Annotated in this window: 18 protein-coding genes and 1 tRNA gene; 6 read left to right on the forward strand and 13 right to left on the reverse strand. The window is 68.9% G+C overall.

Translation table 11 applies throughout. The annotated features are described in order from the left end of the window. Positions 1–190: 190 nt before the first annotated feature. Positions 191–646, reverse strand: coding sequence for an N-acetyltransferase (locus AB0N14_RS16920; protein WP_366026424.1), 456 nt, complete (start codon positions 644–646; stop codon positions 191–193). 250 nt (positions 647–896) lie between these two features. Here AB0N14_RS16920 and AB0N14_RS16925 point away from each other — a divergent pair, with 250 nt between their 5' ends. Beyond that, on the forward strand, positions 897–1,664 hold the full coding sequence (locus AB0N14_RS16925) for a response regulator transcription factor (protein WP_366026425.1): 768 nt from the start codon (positions 897–899) through the stop codon (positions 1,662–1,664). Here AB0N14_RS16925 and tamR read toward each other — a convergent pair. After that, positions 1,623–2,120, reverse strand: coding sequence for a MarR family transcriptional regulator TamR (tamR, locus tag AB0N14_RS16930; protein ID WP_103837595.1), 498 nt, complete (start codon positions 2,118–2,120; stop codon positions 1,623–1,625). The genes AB0N14_RS16925 and tamR overlap by 42 nt on opposite strands. Before the next feature lie 201 nt (positions 2,121–2,321). Between tamR and AB0N14_RS16935 the strand changes: the two genes are divergently transcribed. The 3 genes from AB0N14_RS16935 to AB0N14_RS16945 all read left to right on the forward strand — a co-directional run bounded on the left by AB0N14_RS16935 (position 2,322) and on the right by AB0N14_RS16945 (position 4,231). After that, positions 2,322–3,128 (forward strand): trans-aconitate 2-methyltransferase, encoded by an 807-nt coding sequence (locus AB0N14_RS16935; RefSeq protein WP_366026426.1) that lies wholly within the window; start codon positions 2,322–2,324, stop codon positions 3,126–3,128. Positions 3,129–3,131: 3 nt separating this feature from the next. Further along, entirely contained in the window at positions 3,132–3,494 is a 363-nt protein-coding gene (locus tag AB0N14_RS16940) for a VOC family protein (RefSeq protein WP_366026427.1), read from the forward strand. Positions 3,495–3,601: 107 nt separating this feature from the next. Continuing rightward, entirely contained in the window at positions 3,602–4,231 is a 630-nt protein-coding gene (locus AB0N14_RS16945; RefSeq protein ID WP_366026428.1) for a Uma2 family endonuclease, read from the forward strand. A gap of 13 nt (positions 4,232–4,244) precedes the next feature. On the opposite strand, the gene AB0N14_RS16950 is transcribed toward AB0N14_RS16945, so the two are convergent. Together AB0N14_RS16950 and AB0N14_RS16955 are read right to left on the reverse strand one after the other, a co-directional pair. Then, complete coding sequence (locus tag AB0N14_RS16950) at positions 4,245–4,847, reverse strand: TetR/AcrR family transcriptional regulator (RefSeq protein ID WP_366026650.1); 603 nt, start codon at positions 4,845–4,847, stop codon at positions 4,245–4,247. An 84-nt stretch (positions 4,848–4,931) separates the two neighbouring features. Continuing rightward, positions 4,932–5,924 (reverse strand): fatty acid desaturase, encoded by a 993-nt coding sequence (locus AB0N14_RS16955; protein WP_366026429.1) that lies wholly within the window; start codon positions 5,922–5,924, stop codon positions 4,932–4,934. A gap of 309 nt (positions 5,925–6,233) precedes the next feature. On the opposite strand from AB0N14_RS16955, the gene ppc reads away from it, so the two are divergent. Continuing rightward, positions 6,234–8,966, forward strand: coding sequence for a phosphoenolpyruvate carboxylase (gene ppc, locus AB0N14_RS16960; RefSeq protein WP_366026430.1), 2,733 nt, complete (start codon positions 6,234–6,236; stop codon positions 8,964–8,966). Between the two features lie 70 nt (positions 8,967–9,036). Here ppc and AB0N14_RS16965 read toward each other — a convergent pair whose 3' ends face one another. From AB0N14_RS16965 to AB0N14_RS17000, 8 genes are all read right to left on the reverse strand, one after another. Beyond that, entirely contained in the window at positions 9,037–9,738 is a 702-nt protein-coding gene (locus tag AB0N14_RS16965) for an LPXTG cell wall anchor domain-containing protein (RefSeq protein ID WP_366026431.1), read from the reverse strand. A 133-nt stretch (positions 9,739–9,871) separates the two neighbouring features. Continuing rightward, positions 9,872–10,375, reverse strand: a complete 504-nt coding sequence (locus AB0N14_RS16970) for a hypothetical protein (RefSeq protein WP_366026432.1) — start codon at positions 10,373–10,375, stop codon at positions 9,872–9,874. Between the two features lie 42 nt (positions 10,376–10,417). After that, positions 10,418–11,020 carry an aminoacyl-tRNA hydrolase gene (pth, locus tag AB0N14_RS16975; protein WP_366026433.1) on the reverse strand — a complete coding sequence of 201 codons (603 nt, stop codon included), beginning with the start codon at positions 11,018–11,020 and terminating at the stop codon, positions 10,418–10,420. Between the two features lie 69 nt (positions 11,021–11,089). Continuing rightward, on the reverse strand, positions 11,090–11,686 hold the full coding sequence (locus AB0N14_RS16980; protein WP_366026434.1) for a 50S ribosomal protein L25/general stress protein Ctc: 597 nt from the start codon (positions 11,684–11,686) through the stop codon (positions 11,090–11,092). A 210-nt stretch (positions 11,687–11,896) separates the two neighbouring features. Continuing rightward, complete coding sequence (locus AB0N14_RS16985) at positions 11,897–12,877, reverse strand: ribose-phosphate diphosphokinase (protein WP_366026435.1); 981 nt, start codon at positions 12,875–12,877, stop codon at positions 11,897–11,899. 146 nt (positions 12,878–13,023) lie between these two features. After that, positions 13,024–14,469, reverse strand: coding sequence for a bifunctional UDP-N-acetylglucosamine diphosphorylase/glucosamine-1-phosphate N-acetyltransferase GlmU (gene glmU, locus AB0N14_RS16990; RefSeq protein ID WP_366026436.1), 1,446 nt, complete (start codon positions 14,467–14,469; stop codon positions 13,024–13,026). A 123-nt stretch (positions 14,470–14,592) separates the two neighbouring features. Next, a tRNA-Gln gene (locus tag AB0N14_RS16995) sits at positions 14,593–14,663 on the reverse strand. Between the two features lie 6 nt (positions 14,664–14,669). Then, the gene (locus AB0N14_RS17000; protein ID WP_366026437.1) at positions 14,670–15,533 is read right to left on the reverse strand and encodes a hypothetical protein; all 864 of its coding nucleotides are present in this window, start codon (positions 15,531–15,533) and stop codon (positions 14,670–14,672) included. Between the two features lie 167 nt (positions 15,534–15,700). On the opposite strand from AB0N14_RS17000, the gene AB0N14_RS17005 reads away from it, so the two are divergent. Further along, positions 15,701–17,020: a histidine kinase gene (locus AB0N14_RS17005; protein WP_366026438.1), complete on the forward strand. Its 1,320-nt coding sequence runs from the start codon at positions 15,701–15,703 to the stop codon at positions 17,018–17,020. Between the two features lies 1 nt (position 17,021). On the opposite strand, the gene AB0N14_RS17010 is transcribed toward AB0N14_RS17005, so the two are convergent. Next, the gene (locus AB0N14_RS17010) at positions 17,022–17,591 is read right to left on the reverse strand and encodes an SUKH-3 domain-containing protein (protein ID WP_366026439.1); all 570 of its coding nucleotides are present in this window, start codon (positions 17,589–17,591) and stop codon (positions 17,022–17,024) included. Positions 17,592–17,656 lie beyond the last annotated feature (65 nt).

Genomic DNA, 17,656 nt, shown 5'->3' on the forward strand with positions numbered 1-17,656 from the left:
AGGGGCGGAGCCCCTGGTGGGGTCGGAGGGGCGGAGCCCCTGGTGGGGTCGGAGGGGCGGAGCCCCTGGTGGGGTCGGAGGGGCGGAGCCCCTGGTGGGGTCGGAGGGGCGGAGCCCCTGGTGGGGTCGGAGGGGCGGAGCCCCTGGAGGATGGGACGGGTAGGGGCGGCGGGGGCGAAACCGGTCCGGCTCAGCCCAGTCGTTTCGTCAACGTGTACTCCGTGATCCCCGGCGGATAGTCGGGGATCACGCACACCACCTCGTAGCCCTGCTTCCGGTAGAACTCCGGGGCCTGGAAGTCCCACGTCTCCAGGCGGCACGCCGTGCAGCCGCGGTCCTCGTGGGCCGTGCGCTCCGCCTGCGCCAGCAGCCGCGTGCCGAGGCCCGCGCCGCGGTGCCGGTCGTCCACCCACAGGTACGCGACGTGCAGCCACGTCGTCCAGGTGTGCCCGACCAGCCCGCCCGCCAGTCCCCCCGCCGCGTCCAACGCCCACACATGGAGCGGAACATCCCGCTCCGCCGGTGTTCCGCGCAGGGCGCGCAGCACCGGGGACGCCACCGTGTTCGTCTCGCGCAGCCGAGCCCGAAGCAGATCCCGCCGCTCCTTGTCGACTTCTGTCTCGATACGAAACATGCGGCTCACCATAAACGGGTCAGCCGACCAGTTCTGCAAATCTCCTTCCGCTCCAGGCCGGCGGCCCTACCCTGTGAACAGCACCGGTGGGGGCTGGTGCTGATCAGGGGGCGAGACAGTCGGGTACGGCGCCCGGGGCGGGGGTAGCAGTTCCAGCACGGCGGCGGCCGTGCCGCTGCGTTACCCGTCCCAGGTGAAAATCCGGGGAGCGCTCCGGGCGCCGTGTCCGCGCCGGGCCGTCCCCCGAACAGTGGGGGTATCAGTGGTTCGCATCCGAGTTCTGGTCGTCGACGATCACCGCATCTTCGCCGAGTCCCTCGCCGCCGCCCTGGCGGCCGAACCGGACGTCGACGTGTCCGCGGCCGGCAGCGGTCCGGCCGCGCTGCGCTGCCTGGAGCGGGCGGCCGCGGAGGGCCGCAGATTCGACGTGATGCTCGTCGACGCGGACCTCGCGGGCAACGTCCTGGGCTCACGCCCGGCGGTCCCCGTCCAGGACGGCGACGAGGACGGCCTCGTCGACGGCATCTCCCTGGTCGCCGGCGTCCGCTCCGGCCAGCCGAACGTGCGGACCGTCGTCCTCGCCGAGAAGGACGACCCGCGCCGCGCCGCCCTGGCCCTGCAGGCCGGCGCCTCCGGCTGGGTCGCCAAGGACTGCTCGCTGCAGCGGCTGCTCACGGTCATCCGGGGCGTCCTGCGGGACGAGACGCACCTGCCGCCCGCCCTGCTCACCGGGGTGCTGCGCGAGCTGACCGCGGCCCGCAAGCACCGCACCGAGAGCGAGCGTCTGGTGGAGTCCCTCACGCCCCGGGAGCGGGAGGTGCTGCGGTGCATGGTCGCCGGACTGGGCCGCAAGGCCGTCGCCGAGCGGCTGTTCCTGTCCCCGCACACCGTCCGCACCCATATGCAGAACGTGCTGGGGAAGCTGGGCGTCCACTCGACCCTCGCCGCCGTCGCCCTCGCCCGCAGGGCCGGCGTCGGGCCGGTCGACCTAGCCGGGGATGTTGTCGAACGGGGCGGTCAGCTGGCGTAGCAGCGCGGCCAGCTCACCGCGCTGGGCCGAGCTCAGCTCGGAGAGGATCGCGCGCTCCTGGTCGAGGAGTCCGGCCAGGGCCTGGTCGGCCCGGTCCCGGCCCTCGTCCGTGAGCCGCACCAGCACACCCCGGCGGTCGCTCGGGTCCGGGAGCCGCTCGACCAGGCCCTTCTTCGCCAGGCGGTCGATACGGTTGGTCATCGTGCCGGAGGTGACCAGCGTCTGGGTGAGCAACTGGCCGGGGGACAGCTGATAGGGGCTGCCGGCCCGGCGGAGCGCGGTGAGGACGTCGAACTCCCAGGGCTCCAGGCCGTGCTCCGAGAACGCCAGCCGGCGTGCGCGGTCCAGATGCCGGGCCAGTCTGCTCACCCGGCTGAGCACCTCGAGCGGTTCCACGTCGAGGTCCGGGCGTTCCCTGCGCCACGCCGCGACCAGCCGATCGACCTCGTCCTCCATGCGATCAGTGTAGTGGTTGTGTCGATGTGAAGTCTCTTGACGTGAGACATCTTGATGTGGAGTCTCTTGACGTCGAGAGAGTTGCCTACGAGGATGGCGAGCCGTACGGAGGCGACGTCGAACGGGGGCGACGCCTCCGTACGACGGCGCGCGTCCGCGCCGCGGCGCCCGCTCGTCCGTCCGCCCCGAGGAGGCCCCGCCATGCCCACCACCGGCCCCACCTGGGACCCCGCCCAGTACCTCCGCCACGCGGACCACCGCGCCCGTCCCTTCACCGACCTGCTCTCCCGCGTGCCCGAACTTCCCGGCGACCCGCCCCGCATCGCCGACCTGGGCTGCGGACCGGGCAACGTCACCGTCCTGCTCCCCGAGCGCTGGCCCACCGCGCACATCACCGGCTACGACAACTCCCCGGAGATGCTCGCGAAGACCGACGCCTACACGGGCCCCACGGCCGGCGGCGGCCGCCTGGACTTCGCGCACGCCGACGCCCGCACCTGGGCGCCGAAGGAGCCGTACGACCTGATCATCAGCAACGCCACCCTGCAGTGGGTACCCGGACACACCGGCCGTTTCGCCGAGTGGGTGACAGCACTCGAGCCGGGCGGCACCTTCGCCTTCCAGGTCCCCGGCAACTTCGGCTCCCCGAGCCACCGGCTGATGCGCGAACTGGCCCACTCCGCCCGTTGGAGGAACCGCCTCGCCGAAACCCTGCGCCACGACGACGCTGTCCTCACCCCGGAGACGTACCTGCACCACCTCACCGCGCTCGGCTGCGCGGCGGACGTCTGGGAGACGACGTATCTGCATCTGCTGCAGGGCGAGGACCCGGTCCTCGACTGGGTCAAGGGCACCGGACTGCGGCCGATCCTCGCCGAGCTGGGGGAGGAGGCGGAGGAGTTCGTCGCCGACTACCGTGCGGCGCTGCGCGAGGCGTACCCGGCGACCGAGCACGGCACGGTGTTCCCGTTCCGCCGCATCTTCGCCGTCGCGACGAAAGGGGCCTGACCGATGCTGACCGCCGTCGACCACGTCCAGCTCGCCGCCCCGCCCGGCTCCGAGGACCTGCTGCGCGCGTACTACGTCGACGTCCTCGGCATGACGGAGATCCCCAAGCCGCCGGTGCTCGCGGCGCGCGGAGGCTGCTGGTTCCAGGCGGGGACCGTGCAGCTGCACCTGGGCATCGAGGAGGACTTCAGGCCCGCGAAGAAGGCCCACCCCGGGCTGCGGGTCACGGGCATCGAGGCGTACGCGGCGCGGCTCGCCCAGCGGGGGGCACCGGTCACCTGGGACCACGACCTGCCCGGCCACCGGCGCTTCTACTCGGAGGATCCCGTGGGGAACCGGCTGGAGTTCTTGGAGCCCCTTCAGTAGACGATCACTCGTTCGGATGATCAGTTGCGGTACGAGCGTCACTGAGTGTTTCGCGTCCATGGCGTTCGGGTGTCGCTTGTGCCGCAGTGGCGCCCGCGCCCAGACTTATGGAGGAGGTGACCACTCTCGCGCATGAGGTGATTCCGGTGGTGGAGAACGAGCCGGTCTCCGAACTCGACGAGATCCTGTGGCGGACCTGGAAGGCCATGGATCTCCCCGAGGGCTACCGCGCCGAGATCATCGAGGGGTCCATCGAGGTGTCGCCCACCGGTCGTCGTCATGGCGTGCTCATCAACCGTCTTCGGCGGGCGCTGGATGCCCATCTCGTGCATGGTGGCCATGCGCCGTACCAGGACATCAACGTCATGTACCGCCGCAAGTCCTGGATTCCCGACCTCTTCGTCGCTCCCAGGGACCTCGACGAGATCCCCGACGAGGAGGATCTTGGAGTTGACGCCGCGGGAGTTCTCATGGTCGTCGAGGTTGTTTCCCCCGGCCGTCGCAACATCGAGCGCGATCGGGTCCGCAAACGGCGTGAGTACGCCCGGGCGGACATCCCCCTCTACGTGATCATCGATGATATCGACGAGGGCGGCGCCGTTCTGATCCTGAGCGAACCCGACTACAAGAAGGCCACGTACAAGGAAGAACATCGGGTCCGCTACGGCATCGATGCCGTCATCCCCGCGGGCCCCGCCAAAGGCTTCACGATCGGTGAGGCGATCACCCGACGCTGACCGCCCCGCGGTCTCAGCTCTTCCGGTGACCTATCAGCCGAGGCTTCGGCTCCAGCCCGTCCAGGCCGTGCCACGCCAGGTTCACCAGATGCGCCGCCACCTCCGCCTTCTTCGGGCGGCGCACGTCCAGCCACCACTGGCCCGTCAGCGCGACCATCCCGACCAGCGCCTGCGCGTACAGCGGGGCCAGCTTCGGGTCGAAGCCGCGGCTCTTGAACTCGCGGCCCAGAATGTCCTCCACCTGCGTCGCGATGTCCGAGATCAGCGACGCGAAGGAGCCCGTCGACTGCGGGATGGGTGAGTCCCGGACCAGGATCCGGAAACCGTCCGTGTACTCCTCGATGTAGTCCAGCAGCGCGAACGCGGCCTGCTCGCACAGCTCACGCGGGTGCCCGGCCGTCAAGGAGCTGGTCACCATCTCCAGCAGGCGCCGCATCTCGCGGTCCACCACCACCGCGTACAGCCCCTCCTTGCCGCCGAAGTGCTCGTACACCACCGGCTTGGACACCCCGGCCTTGGCCGCGATCTCCTCCACCGACGTCCCCTCGAAGCCCTTCGCGGCGAACAGCGTGCGACCGATCTCCAGCAACTGCTGGCGGCGCTCGGCACCGGTCATCCGAGTACGGCGCGGGCGCCGCGGCTTGTCGCTGCTGGGGGTGCTGGAGTCGGTCGCCACACCGCCATCATGCCGTGCCGGCGGTCACCTTCCCGTGTCGGGAGCCACTCCCGTCACCTTGCGACGCGAATCGATACGCGAGCGTGACGGCCAGCGCACGTCGTACGCCCACCCCAGCTGCTCGAACCAGCGGATGATCCGCGCCGAGGAGTCCAGCTGGCCCCGCTCCACACCGTGCCGTGCCGACGTCGGGTCCGCGTGGTGCAGGTTGTGCCACGACTCGCCGCACGACAGGATCGCCAGCCACCACACGTTGCCCGAACGGTCGCGCGACTTGAACGGCCGCTTGCCCACCGCGTGGCAGATCGAGTTGATCGACCACGTCACGTGGTGCAGCAGAGCCACCCGGACGAGAGACCCCCAGAAGAACGCGGTGAACGCTCCCCACCAGGACATCGTGGCCAGCCCGCCGATCAGTGCGGGCAGCAGCAGCGACACGGTCGTCCACAGCGCGAACTGGCGGGAGATCGCCCGCATCGCCGGGTCCTTGATCAGGTCCGGGGCGTACTTGTCCTGGGGCGTCTGCTCCTCGTCGAACATCCAGCCGACGTGGGCCCACCACAGGCCCTTCATCAGCGCCGGGACCGTCTCCCCGTAGCGCCACGGGGAGTGCGGGTCGCCCTCCGCGTCGGAGAACTTGTGGTGCTTGCGGTGGTCGGCCACCCAGCGCACCAGCGGACCCTCCACGGCCATCGACCCCGCGATCGCCAGCGCGATCTTCAGCGGCCGCTTCGCCTTGAACGAGCCGTGCGTGAAGTGACGGTGGAAACCGATCGTGATGCCGTGGCAGCCCAGGTAGTAGAAGAAGACCAGCAGGCCCATATCGAGCCAGCTCACGCCCCATCCCCACGCCAGCGGCACCGCCGCGACAAGCGCCAGGAACGGGACGGTGATGAACAGCAGCAGCGTGATCTGCTCGATCGAGCGCTTCTGCTCGCCACCCAGCGTCGCGGAGGGCAGCGAAGAGTCGTCGTTCGCCTTCGGGGCGTCTTCGATCACATCGGAGCTCGTGGTCATGGGGCGTCCCCTGTGGGGTCGAGGGTCGAGGCAAATGTCCGGATACGGCTCCCGGCGTGCTCCCGCCACCTGACGGGAGACCCTACGGTTCCGTAACCTACGGCGTCGTAAGTATGGCAGTGCGTCGCCCGGCGGCAAGAGCCCGAAAGCCTGCGCGTCCGCATCGCCACCTATCCTTGGAGTCGGTCGGACAGCGCGGTCCGCTCTGATTTCTTCCCGGATGCCCGGACCGTATGCGGCAGCCGCCGCGCACGGCACCCATCCGGGTCCCCCTTCGGATGAGCTTCAACACTGCAAGGAGCCGCACCTGTGAGCAGTGCCGACGACCAGACGACGACGACCAGCAGTGAACTGCGCGCCGACATCCGCCGACTGGGCGACCTGCTCGGCGAGACCCTCGTCCGCCAGGAAGGCCCCGAGCTCCTGGAACTGGTCGAGAGGGTCCGCCGGCTGACCCGCGAGAACGGTGACGCCGCCGCGGAACTGCTGCGCGGAACCGAACTGGAGACCGCCGCCAAGCTGGTGCGCGCCTTCTCCACCTACTTCCACCTGGCGAACGTCACCGAGCAGGTGCACCGCGGCCGCGAACTGCGTGCCAAGCGCGCCGCCGAGGGCGGCCTGCTCTCCCGCACCGCCGACCGCCTCAAGGACGCCGACCCCGACCACCTGCGCGACACCGTCCGCAACCTCAACGTGCGCCCCGTCTTCACGGCGCACCCCACCGAGGCCGCGCGCCGGTCCGTCCTCAACAAGCTCCGGCGCATCGCCGCACTCCTGGAAACCCCCGTCATCGAGTCCGACCGCCGCCGCCACGACACCCGGCTCGCCGAGAACATCGACCTCGTCTGGCAGACCGACGAGCTCCGCGTCGTCCGCCCCGAACCCGCCGACGAGGCCCGCAACGCCATCTACTACCTCGACGAACTCCACGCCGGCGCCGTCGGCGACGTCCTGGAGGACCTCACCGCGGAACTCGAACGCGTCGGCATCAAGCTCCCCGACGAGACTCGCCCCGTCACCTTCGGCACCTGGATCGGCGGCGACCGCGACGGCAACCCGAACGTCACCCCCGACGTCACCTGGGAAGTCCTCATCCTCCAGCACGAGCACGGCATCAACGACGCCCTGGAGACGATCGACGAGCTGCGCGGCTTCCTGTCCAACTCCATCCGCTACACCGGCGCCACCGAGGAACTCCTGGAGTCCCTCAAGACCGACCTTGACCTCCTGCCCGAGATCAGCCCCCGCTACAAGCGCCTCAACGCCGAGGAGCCCTACCGGCTCAAGGCCACCTGCATCCGCCAGAAGCTCGTCAACACCAAGCGGCGCCTCGCCAAGGGCACCCAGCACGAGCCCGGCCGCGACTACCTCGGCACCAGCGAACTCCTGCACGACCTCAGAGTCATCCAGACCTCCCTGCGCGCCCACCGCGGCGGCCTCTTCGCCGACGGCCGCCTCGCCCGCACCATCCGCACCCTGGCCGCCTTCGGCCTCCAGCTCGCCACCATGGACGTCCGCGAACACGCCGACGCCCACCACCACGCCCTCGGCCAGCTCTTCGACCGGCTCGGCGAGGAATCCTGGCGCTACGACGACATGCCCCGCGAGTACCGCCACAAGCTGCTCGCCAAGGAACTCCGCTCCCGCCGCCCCCTCGCCCCCACCCCGGCACCGCTCGACGCGGCCGGCGCCAAGACCCTCGGCACCTTCAAGACCATCAAGCGCGCCCTGAAGGTCTTCGGCCCCGAAGTCATCGAGTCCTACATCATCTCCATGTGCCAGGGCGCCGACGACGTCTTCGCCGCCGCCGTCCTCGCCCGCGAAGCCGGCCTCCTCGACCTCCACGGCGGCTGGGCCAAGATCGGCATCGTCCCCCTCCTGGAGACCACCGACGAGCTCAAGGCCGCCGACACCATCCTCGAGGACATGCTCTCCGACCCCTCCTACCGGCGCCTGGTCGCGCTGCGCGGAGACGTCCAGGAGGTCATGCTCGGCTACAGCGACTCCTCCAAGTTCGGCGGCATCACCACCTCCCAGTGGGAGATCCACCGCGCCCAGCGCCGCCTGCGCGACGTCGCCCACCGCTACGGCGTACGCCTGCGCCTCTTCCACGGCCGCGGCGGCACCGTCGGCCGCGGCGGCGGCCCCACCCACGACGCCATCCTCGCCCAGCCCTGGGGCACCCTCGAAGGCGAGATCAAGGTCACCGAACAGGGCGAGGTCATCTCCGACAAGTACCTCATCCCGTCCCTCGCCCGCGAGAACCTCGAACTGACGGTCGCGGCCACCCTGCAGGCCTCCGCCCTGCACACCGCCCCCCGCCAGTCCGGCGAGGCCCTCGCCCGCTGGGACGCCGCCATGGACGTCGTCTCCGACGCCGCCCACGCCGCCTACCGAAAGCTCGTCGAGGACCCCGACCTCCCGGCGTACTTCTTCGCCTCCACGCCCGTCGACCAGCTCGCCGACCTCCACCTCGGCTCCCGCCCGTCCAGGAGGCCCGACTCCGGCGCCGGCCTCGACGGCCTGCGCGCCATCCCCTGGGTGTTCGGCTGGACCCAGTCCCGGCAGATCGTCCCCGGCTGGTACGGCGTCGGTTCCGGCCTCAAGGCCCTGCGCGAAGCCGGCCTCGACACCGTGCTCAACGAGATGCACGAACAGTGGCACTTCTTCCGCAACTTCATCTCCAACGTCGAGATGACCCTCGCCAAGACCGACCTGCGGATCGCCCAGCACTACGTCGACACACTCGTCCCCGACAACCTCAAGCACGTCTTCGACACCATCCGGGCCGAACACGAACTCACCGTCCGCGAGGTACTCCGCGTCACCGGCGAACAGGAACTGCTCGACGCCCAGCCGGTGCTGAAGCAGACCTTCGCCATCCGCGACGCCTACCTCGACCCCATCTCCTACCTCCAGGTCGCCCTCCTCAAGCGCCAGCGCGACGCGGCCGCCGCAGGCGAGGAACCCGACCCGCTGCTCTCCCGCGCGCTGCTCCTCACCGTCAACGGCGTCGCAGCCGGCCTGCGCAACACCGGCTGACACAGCCCCGGACACGACAGTGCCCCCGAGCCCGTACAAGGCTCGGGGGCACCGTCACATCGCGCGGACGTCAGCCCCGGGCGGCCCTGCGGCGCCACAGCACCAGACCACCACCGGCGGCCACCAGCGCCGCCGCCACACCGGACAACAGCCCCACCGGAGCACCACTGCCCGTCTCGGCCAGGTCACCGCTGCCACCCTGCGCCGAAGGGGACGCGGACACGGAGGCCGACACCGACGCCCCCGCACCCGACGACGAACCCGGCGAGGCGCTCGCACCGACCGTGCCCGACGGGGAGGCGGACACGGAGGCCGACACGGAGGCCGAGGGGGAGCCCGACGGCGCCGTACCGCCCCCGCCGGAACCCTCGCAGTCCGACGAGAACACCTTGTGCTTGGCCTTGCCGTGCTCGTTGTCGAAGTTCCAGAACAGCTTGTACTGGCCGTCCGGAAGAGTCATGTCGGCAGTGCGTTCGTGACCGGAGCCGTCGAGCGTCAGCGACCCCGACGTGACAGTCGTGCCCTTGGACAGGTCGTTGTTGGCCCACGCCTCGATGTGCCAGACGACCTTCTGGGCACCGTCGAACTTGAATCCGTCGAGGTAGAAGGTGCAGACCTTGGGCTCGTTCTTGACGAGCTCCTCGCCGGTCTTCGCATCGTGGATCTTCACGGTGCCGTTGTCACCCGGGGCCGAGGCAAGGGCGGACGGAGCGGTCAGCAACGCTGCTGAGGCGACGGCGACAAAGGCACCGGCGCGCATGAGGGTACGCATGGGCAGTCCATCTTCGAGGAACGGAACGGAAGACGTGGAGGGGGCGGCTCAGCATCCGGCCTGCGAACACCACAGGTCAATCACGAAGAGGCAACAGACACTTCATTCACAGACGCCAGCCAAGCCACATGCGTCACAGCGCCACGAAGGCAGCCGTCAACAGCGCCACCCCCGATGCCGCCAGCAGCCACCCCGTCCGCCTCAGCCGCAGCCCGCCCGCCACCACCACCGACGCCATCAACAACGCCCCGGCCAGCGGAAGCCACGCATACAGAACCCCCGCCGGACCCGAACGGACCACATCGTCCGTGCCCGGCCTCACCACCACCGCGTACGTCCGCCCCCGCCGCACCGCCACCGTCTGCTCGATCGTCACACGGTCACGCGCCGTCGCCCCCGCCGACACCGGCCTGAACGGACCACTGCACGCATCCGCCCCACACCGCGTCACCTCGATCGAGCCGCGCTCACGACCCTTGGTCAGCATCACAAACTGCGCCGTACCCCACGACCCCCACACCCCACCGACCAGAATCAGCGCGGCGACCGCCCCCATCACCACCACCCGCACCGACCGGAGCGCAGCGGACGAGGCCCGACGAGAACGGGCAGCGGTGGCAGGCATGGCGGGGATCATGGGACATCCCCGCGCACCCGGTCAACCCCGAAGGGCGACACATCACGAGTTGTACGTACTCTGCGCCCGCTCCAGCCCGTCGATCACCAGACACTCCACCGCATCCGCCGCCCGGTCCACGAAGTAGTCCAGCTCCTTGCGCTCCGCCGAGGAGAAATCCTTCAACACGAAGTCCGCCACCTGCATACGCCCCGGCGGACGCCCGATGCCGAACCGCGCCCGGTGATAGTCCGACCCCAACGCCTTCGTGATCGACTTCAACCCGTTGTGACCGTTGTCGCCACCACCCAGCTTCAACCGCAGCGTCCCGTAACCGATGTCCAGCTCGTCATGCACCGCGACGACATTCCCCACCGGCACCTTGTAGAACTCCCGCAGAGCGTTTACCGGGCCACCCGACAGATTCATGTACGACATCGGCTTCACCAGGACCACCCGACGGCTCCCCGGACCCGGCGGCCCGATCCGCCCCTCCACGACCTGCGCCTGCGCCTTCCCCGCCCGCTTGAACTTCCCCCCGACCCGCCCCGCCAGCAGATCCACCACCATGAACCCCACGTTGTGCCGGTTCATGGCGTACTCGGGCCCAGGATTACCGAGCCCCACGATGAGCCAGGGCGCGCCTGGATCGGTCGTCACGTCCACGTCTCCTCTATACGCGCCAGCCGCCACTCCCGAAGGAGCAGCGGCTGACGAAACGGTGTCGGTGAGGGATCAGGCCTCGGCAGTGGCCTCTTCGCCCTCGGCCTCGCCCTCAGCGGCCTCCTCGGCCTGCGCGGCCAGCACCTGCAGGACCACCGTGTCCTCGTCCACAGCCAGCGTGGTGCCGGACGGGAGCGGGATGTCCTTGGCGAGGACGGAGGCGCCGGCCGTCAGACCCTCGATGGAGACGGTGACCGACTCGGGGATGTGCGTGGCCTCGGTCTCGACGGGCAGCGTGTTCAGAACGTGCTCCAGGAGGTTGCCGCCCGGCGCCAGCTCGCCCTCGGTGTGGACGTAGACCTCGACGGTGACCTTCTCGCCGCGCTTCACCAGCTGCAGGTCCACGTGCTCCAGGAAACCCTTCAGCGGGTCACGCTGCACGGCCTTCGGGATCGCCAGCTCATTGGTCTTGCCGTCGATGTCCAGCGAGATCAGAACATTCGGCGTACGCAGCGCCAGCAGCAGGTCGTGACCCGGGAACGTCAGGTGCAGCGGGTCGGAACCGTGCCCGTACAGCACGCCCGGAACCTTGCTGGCACGGCGGATACGACGCGCGGCACCCTTGCCGAACTCGGTGCGCGTCTCGGCGGCGATCTTCACCTCGGACATGTCTCACTCCTCGTAGTAGTACATAGGACAAACGGTCGGGGTCACCCGGCCACGAACGGCCTGCTACGAAGAGCGCGTCGATAACGGACCGCCGCAGTCGAAAAACGAGTGCGGCCTCCCTCGCCGAGCAACTGCAGCAGTTTACTCGCAGAAGGAGGCCGCACCCAAAACGATCTCCACCAGCCCCAGGGCCGGTAGGTACTACTGGTACTACTGCTCGTCGAACAGGCTCGTCACCGAACCGTCCTCGAACACCTCACGCACCGCACTCGCGATCGTCGGAGCGATCGACAACACCGTGATCTTGTCCAGGTCCCGGCCCAGCTCACCCGGCGTCGGCAGCGTGTCCGTGAAGATGAACTCACTCACCCGCGAGTTCTTCAGACGGTCCGCCGCAGGACCCGACAGCACACCATGCGTCGCCGTCACGATGACATCCTCCGCACCGTGCGCGAACAACGCGTCCGCCGCCGCGCAGATCGTGCCACCCGTGTCGATCATGTCATCGACCAGGACACACACCCGGCCCTCGACCTCACCCACGACCTCGTGCACCGTCACCTGGTTCGCGACATCCTTGTCCCGCCGCTTGTGCACGATCGCGAGAGGCGCACCCAGCCGGTCGCACCAGCGGTCCGCGACCCGCACCCGGCCGGCATCCGGCGACACCACGGTCAGCTTGTCCCGGTCCACCTTCCGGCCCACATAGTCCGCCAGCAGCGGCAACGCGAACAGGTGATCCACCGGACCGTCGAAGAAACCCTGGATCTGGTCCGTGTGCAGGTCCACCGTCAGAATCCGGTCCGCACCCGCCGTCTTCATCAGATCAGCGATCAGACGCGCCGAAATCGGTTCACGTCCCCGGTGCTTCTTGTCCTGCCGCGCGTAACCGTAGAACGGCACAATCACGGTGATGGAACGCGCCGACGCACGCTTCAGCGCGTCGATCATGATCAACTGCTCCATGATCCACTTGTTGATCGGAGCCGTATGGCTCTGGATCAGGAAGCAGTCGGCACCCCGCGCCGACTCCTGATAACGCACATAGATCTCACCGTTCGCGAAGTCGAAGGCCTTCGTCGGGACGACCCCGACACCCAGCTGCTGGGCGACCTCCTCGGCAAGCTCGGGGTGGGCGCGGCCGGAGAAGAACATCAACTTCTTCAGGCCGGTCGTCTTGATCCCGGTCACGACACTGTCTCCTCAGAGGTCATAACTCAGCTGGGCATCCAGAAGCCGCCACAGCCACAACGGCTGGAAACGGACGACCGTCTCAGCTGGTGGGGTGCGGGTGTGCACTTATCACGGTACGCCGTCACAGACGCACCTGATTCCGGTCAGCCCTCGCCATCCGACTCCCGGGAAGCCGCCTCAGCCGCCTTCGCAGCCGCACTCCCCGGACGCTTACGAGCCACCCAACCCTCGATATTCCGCTGCTGACCACGGGCCACAGCCAGCGAACCGGGCGGCACATCCTTCGTGATCACAGAACCGGCCGCGGTGTACGCGCCGTCCCCGACCGTGACAGGAGCCACAAACATGTTGTCCGAACCGGTACGGCAATGGGACCCCACCGTGGTGTGGTGTTTGGCCTGTCCGTCATAGTTCACGAAGACACTCGCGGCACCGATGTTCGTGTACTCACCGATCGTCGCATCACCGACGTAGGAGAGGTGAGGGACCTTCGTGCCCTCACCGATCGAGGCGTTCTTCGTCTCCACGTACGTACCGACCTTGGACTTCAGGCCGAGACGCGTGCCCGGGCGAAGGTAGGCGTACGGACCGACGGAAGCCTGCGGCCCGACCACCGCGCTGTCGGACACAGTGTTGTCGACCCGCGCCCCCGCACCGACCTCGGTGTCCCTCAACCGCGAATTCGGACCCACCTCGGCACCCTCACCGACGTACGTCGAACCCAGGAGCTGCGTACCGGGGTGGACGACGGCGTCCTGCCCGAAGGTCACGGTGACGTCGACCCAGGTCGTCGCGGGGTCGACGACGGTCACACCCGAGAGCATGGCGGCCGTGAGGAGCCGGTCATTGAGGATGCGACGGGCCTCCGAGAGCTGCACCCGGTTGTTGATGCCGGCGATCTCACGATGATCGGCGGCGACGGACGCCCCCACCCGGTGCCCGGCCCCCCGCAGGATCCCCAGCACATCCGTCAGGTACTCCTCACCCTGACTGTTGTCCGTCCGGACCTGCTTCAGAGCCTCGGCCAGCAACCGGCCGTCGAAAGCGAAGACACCCGAGTTGATCTCACGAATCGCCCGCTGCGCGTCACTGGCGTCCTTGTGCTCGACGATCGCCGTGACGGCACCCGTGTCGTCCCGCACGATCCGGCCGTAGCCCGCGGCATCCGGGACCTCGGCCGTCAGCACCGTGACGGCGTTGCCGTCCTCACCATGGGTCGCGGCGAGCCGCCGCAGCGTCTCACCGGTCAGCAGCGGGGTGTCACCGCACACGACCACCACGGTTCCCTCCACGGACCCGCCCAGCTCCTCCAGAGCCATCCGCACGGCATGCCCCGTGCCGTTCTGCTCGGCCTGCACGGCCGTACGAACATCCGGATCGATCTCGGCCAGGTGCGCCGAGACCTGCTCCCGGGCATGGCCCACGACGACGACGAGATTCTCGGGCTTCAACTCGCGCGCGGAGGCGAGCACATGCCCGACGAGAGAACGACCACAGATCTCGTGCAGAACCTTGGGTGTGGCCGACTTCATACGGGTGCCCTCACCCGCTGCGAGAACAACGACGGCGGCCGGGCGGTTGGCGCTCACGGGGATGCCCTTCGGCTTCAAGGGGTGGGGTGGACATCCGCAGGATACCGGGGCGTTTCGCGGGGGACATGAGAGCGGGCCCTGACGGTGATGTCACCGGTCAGGACCCGAACCGGGCATGTGCTCCCGGGAGAGGATTCGAACCCCTATAAGTGGTACCAAAAACCACCGTCTTGCCCTTAGACGACCCGGGATTACCGCTATGTCCGATTTGCTAGATCGGCTGCGGAGCCAGCACCTACTATGCCGTACCACCAGCCCTCAATGCGACGGTGTAGGTCGGCGCTTCGGAGAACGGCGACCCTGAGGCAGCCGAAGTAACCCTCTCCGGTGTTGGTGCGGTTGGTTCGAGGGTTGTGCCTCTTGAGGCTGGTTTTCAGCAGGTCATGGACCTCGACGCCGACTAGGTCGGCCCTGTAGGCCTCCGCCTTTGCGATGTCGGCCGACTCATGGATATTGACCGAGAACCGGCGACGCTCCTTCGCTACGCCGAGCAGGTCAAGCCATGTGAGGAACAGCTTGATCATGTGCGGGTCGCTGTTCACGAAGATCACGCGCCGATGCGCGCCAGGTTTGGCCTTTGCGCCTTCAGGCCAGTACAGCCCAACGCCGACCAGGAATAGCTCCCGGTCGGTGAGTGGGCCGATCTCGGTATAGGCGGCGGCCGCCAGTTCCGTCTGTGCGGCAGCGCGGTCCTCGGCAGCGCGCCGCGCTCCGCGCCGAGCGGGTGTCATGTCAGTTCGGCGCTCGCGCTCCGGTGTGGGCAGATCCCGCACCCACAACGAGATCGAACTCTTCGAGCACCCCAGCTCCACCTGGATCTGGTCGTACGTCCAGCCCTGGAGCCGTAGCTCCCGTGCCCTCGCCCGCAGGTCGTCCTTGGCTCGGGGGCGCTTCGTCCATTCCGGTGGGGCCTCTCCCTTCACCAGCTGGTTGAGGATGTCGTTGTTGAAGATCTTCAGCTCGTCGCGGATCTGCCGGAGGCTGTAGCCGCCGCGCCGCAGCGCCACCGCCCGCTCCCGTAGTCCCTCGAAGTCCGCGTACTTGCCCTGTGCGTGTGCCATGGGCATAACCTCTGGGCGGAATCCGTCCTTCCGGGGTCGAACGGTGTGCGATTCAGCAGTTCGAGGGATTCCGGGGCGTTTCGCTTCTGTTCGGTTACGGAGTGTGGTGTGGCGCAGTCGTGGAAACTCACCGGAAAAGCCGCGGTGGGCGCCCGTAGGCTGGGGCCATGACCACGTCGGGGGAAGTGCACACCGCGGCCGGGGGGCCGTGGTGGTGGGTGCGGTGGCGTAGTGCCGTGCTCGATATAGGGCTCGCGGCGGTGTCCGCCGTGGAGTGTGCGGTGGAGGGGCTTCAGTTCTCGCGGGATGCCGGGTTGCCGGCTCCGGTGGGGATGGTGTTCGGGTTGTTCGCCGGTCTCACTCTGCTGTTGCGGCGGCGGTGGCCCGTCGCTGTCGTGTTGGTGGGCATCGCCGTCACGCCGGCGCAGATGGGGTTCCTGGTGGGGCTCGTCGGGTTGTACACCCTGGCGGCTTCGGAGTTGCCTCGGCGGATCATCGGTGCGCTGGCGGGGATGTCGTTCGTGGGGATGTTCGTCGTCACGTATGTGCGGGCGCATCAGGGGTTGGTTCGGGGGGGTCTGTCCATTGCCGGTGGGTTCATCCCGTTTCTGTCCGTCACCACCGCCCTTGGTATGACGGCCCCTCCCGTGCTTCTCGGTCTGTACGTCGGTGCCCGGCGGCGGTTGATGGAGAGCTTGCGGGAGCGGGCGGATTCGCTGGAGCGGGAGCTGATGCTGCTCGCGGAGCGGGCGGAGGAGCGTGCGGAGTGGGCGCGGAACGAGGAGCGGACGCGGATCGCGCGGGAGATGCATGACGTTGTCGCGCATCGGGTGAGTCTGATGGTGGTGCATGCGGCGGCGCTTCAGGCTGTCGCGCGGAAGGATCCCGAGAAGGCGGTGAAGAACGCCGCCCTGGTCGGGGACATGGGGCGGCAGGCGCTGACCGAGTTGCGGCAGATGCTGGGTGTGCTGCGGAGCGGGGACGGGGCCGTGGCGCGGCCGGCTCGGTCTGCTGTGTCTCTTGCCGCTGTGGGGGTGGCGGCTGCCGCTGCCGCGTCCCGGCTCGCTGAGCCGGAGTCCTCCGAGGGTCCTTGCCTTGCCGAGTTGGAGGAGTTGATCGGGCAGTCCGCTGCGGCCGGCATGGTGGTGGATCTGTCGGTGGAGGGGGAGGTGCGGTCGTATGCGCCCGAGGTGGAGCAGACGGCGTACCGGGTGGTGCAGGAGGCGTTGACGAACGTCCACAAGCATGCGGCGGGGGCGAAGACGCATGTGCGGTTGGCGCATCGCAGTGCGGAGATCGCGATGCAGGTGGAGAACGAGCCGCCGCCGGAGCCGGGTGTGGTGGAGGCGGCGCGGTTGCCCAGTGGGGGCAATGGTCTGCTGGGGATGAAGGAGCGGGTCGGTGCGCTGGGTGGGGTGTTCGTGTCGGGGCCGACGGATGCGGGTGGGTTCCGGGTGTCGGCGGTGATTCCGGCGGGGGTGGCCTGAGTCACCCTGCGGTGAGTCGTACGGGGGCGATTCCGGTGAGCAGGGTGGTGAGGCCGTGGTCGACGTGGGGGCCGAGGTACCAGTCGCCGGTGTGGTCGAGGGCGTAGACGCGGCCTTCGGTGTCGATGGCGATGAGGGTGTGGCTGTCGGTTTCCTCGCCGAGGGGGCTGACTTCGGTGTCGAGGGCGCGGCCGAGGTCGCCGAGGGTGCGGGCCATGTGGAGGCCGTGCAGGGGGTCGAGGTGGAGGGTGGCGGGGGCGAGTTGGCGGCCGGGGCCTTGGGCGGTGATGTGGAGGCCGCCGAATTCGGCCCAGGCTTCGACGGCGGCGGGGAAGACGGCGTGCCGGTGGCCTGCGGGTGAGGTGTGGCTGCGGAGGGTGTCGGCCCAGATTTCCGCCTGCTTTATGTCCCAGCGGCCTGGTTGCCAGCCTGCGGTGCGCAGTGCGGCGTCGACGGGGACGGGGAAGCGGGATGGGGGTCCCCCCTGCTCATGGAGGTCCCCCCGCTCGAGCGAAGTCGAGAGTGGGACAGGAGTCGAGAGCTTGGGGGATGTGGAGCGGTCGGCGTGCATCTGCTCTTCGTTCGTCGGGTTCCTGGTCCGGCGTGGGGGTGCCGTTGTGCGTGGGGGTTGTGCGG

This window comes from Streptomyces sp. NPDC051104, assembly GCF_040682835.1.
GTDB classification, from domain to species: Bacteria; Actinomycetota; Actinomycetes; order Streptomycetales; family Streptomycetaceae; genus Streptomyces; species Streptomyces cynarae.

Excerpts from the sequence above, each read along its gene's own strand:
- AB0N14_RS16970 (WP_366026432.1), bottom strand. The coding sequence starts at position 10,375 with ATGATCCCCGCCATGCCTGCCACCGCTGCCCGTTCTCGTCGGGCCTCG.
- AB0N14_RS16920 (WP_366026424.1), bottom strand. The coding sequence starts at position 646 with ATGGTGAGCCGCATGTTTCGTATCGAGACAGAAGTCGACAAGGAGCGG.
- AB0N14_RS16950 (WP_366026650.1), bottom strand. The coding sequence starts at position 4,847 with ATGACCGGTGCCGAGCGCCGCCAGCAGTTGCTGGAGATCGGTCGCACG.
- AB0N14_RS16945 (WP_366026428.1), top strand. The coding sequence starts at position 3,602 with ATGGAGGAGGTGACCACTCTCGCGCATGAGGTGATTCCGGTGGTGGAG.
- AB0N14_RS16940 (WP_366026427.1), top strand. The coding sequence starts at position 3,132 with ATGCTGACCGCCGTCGACCACGTCCAGCTCGCCGCCCCGCCCGGCTCC.
- tamR (WP_103837595.1), bottom strand. The coding sequence starts at position 2,120 with ATGGAGGACGAGGTCGATCGGCTGGTCGCGGCGTGGCGCAGGGAACGC.
- AB0N14_RS16955 (WP_366026429.1), bottom strand. The coding sequence starts at position 5,924 with ATGACCACGAGCTCCGATGTGATCGAAGACGCCCCGAAGGCGAACGAC.
- AB0N14_RS17000 (WP_366026437.1), bottom strand. The coding sequence starts at position 15,533 with ATGGCACACGCACAGGGCAAGTACGCGGACTTCGAGGGACTACGGGAG.
- AB0N14_RS16980 (WP_366026434.1), bottom strand. The coding sequence starts at position 11,686 with ATGTCCGAGGTGAAGATCGCCGCCGAGACGCGCACCGAGTTCGGCAAG.
- AB0N14_RS16935 (WP_366026426.1), top strand. The coding sequence starts at position 2,322 with ATGCCCACCACCGGCCCCACCTGGGACCCCGCCCAGTACCTCCGCCAC.
- AB0N14_RS17005 (WP_366026438.1), top strand. The coding sequence starts at position 15,701 with ATGACCACGTCGGGGGAAGTGCACACCGCGGCCGGGGGGCCGTGGTGG.
- AB0N14_RS16965 (WP_366026431.1), bottom strand. The coding sequence starts at position 9,738 with ATGCGTACCCTCATGCGCGCCGGTGCCTTTGTCGCCGTCGCCTCAGCA.
- AB0N14_RS17010 (WP_366026439.1), bottom strand. The coding sequence starts at position 17,591 with ATGCACGCCGACCGCTCCACATCCCCCAAGCTCTCGACTCCTGTCCCA.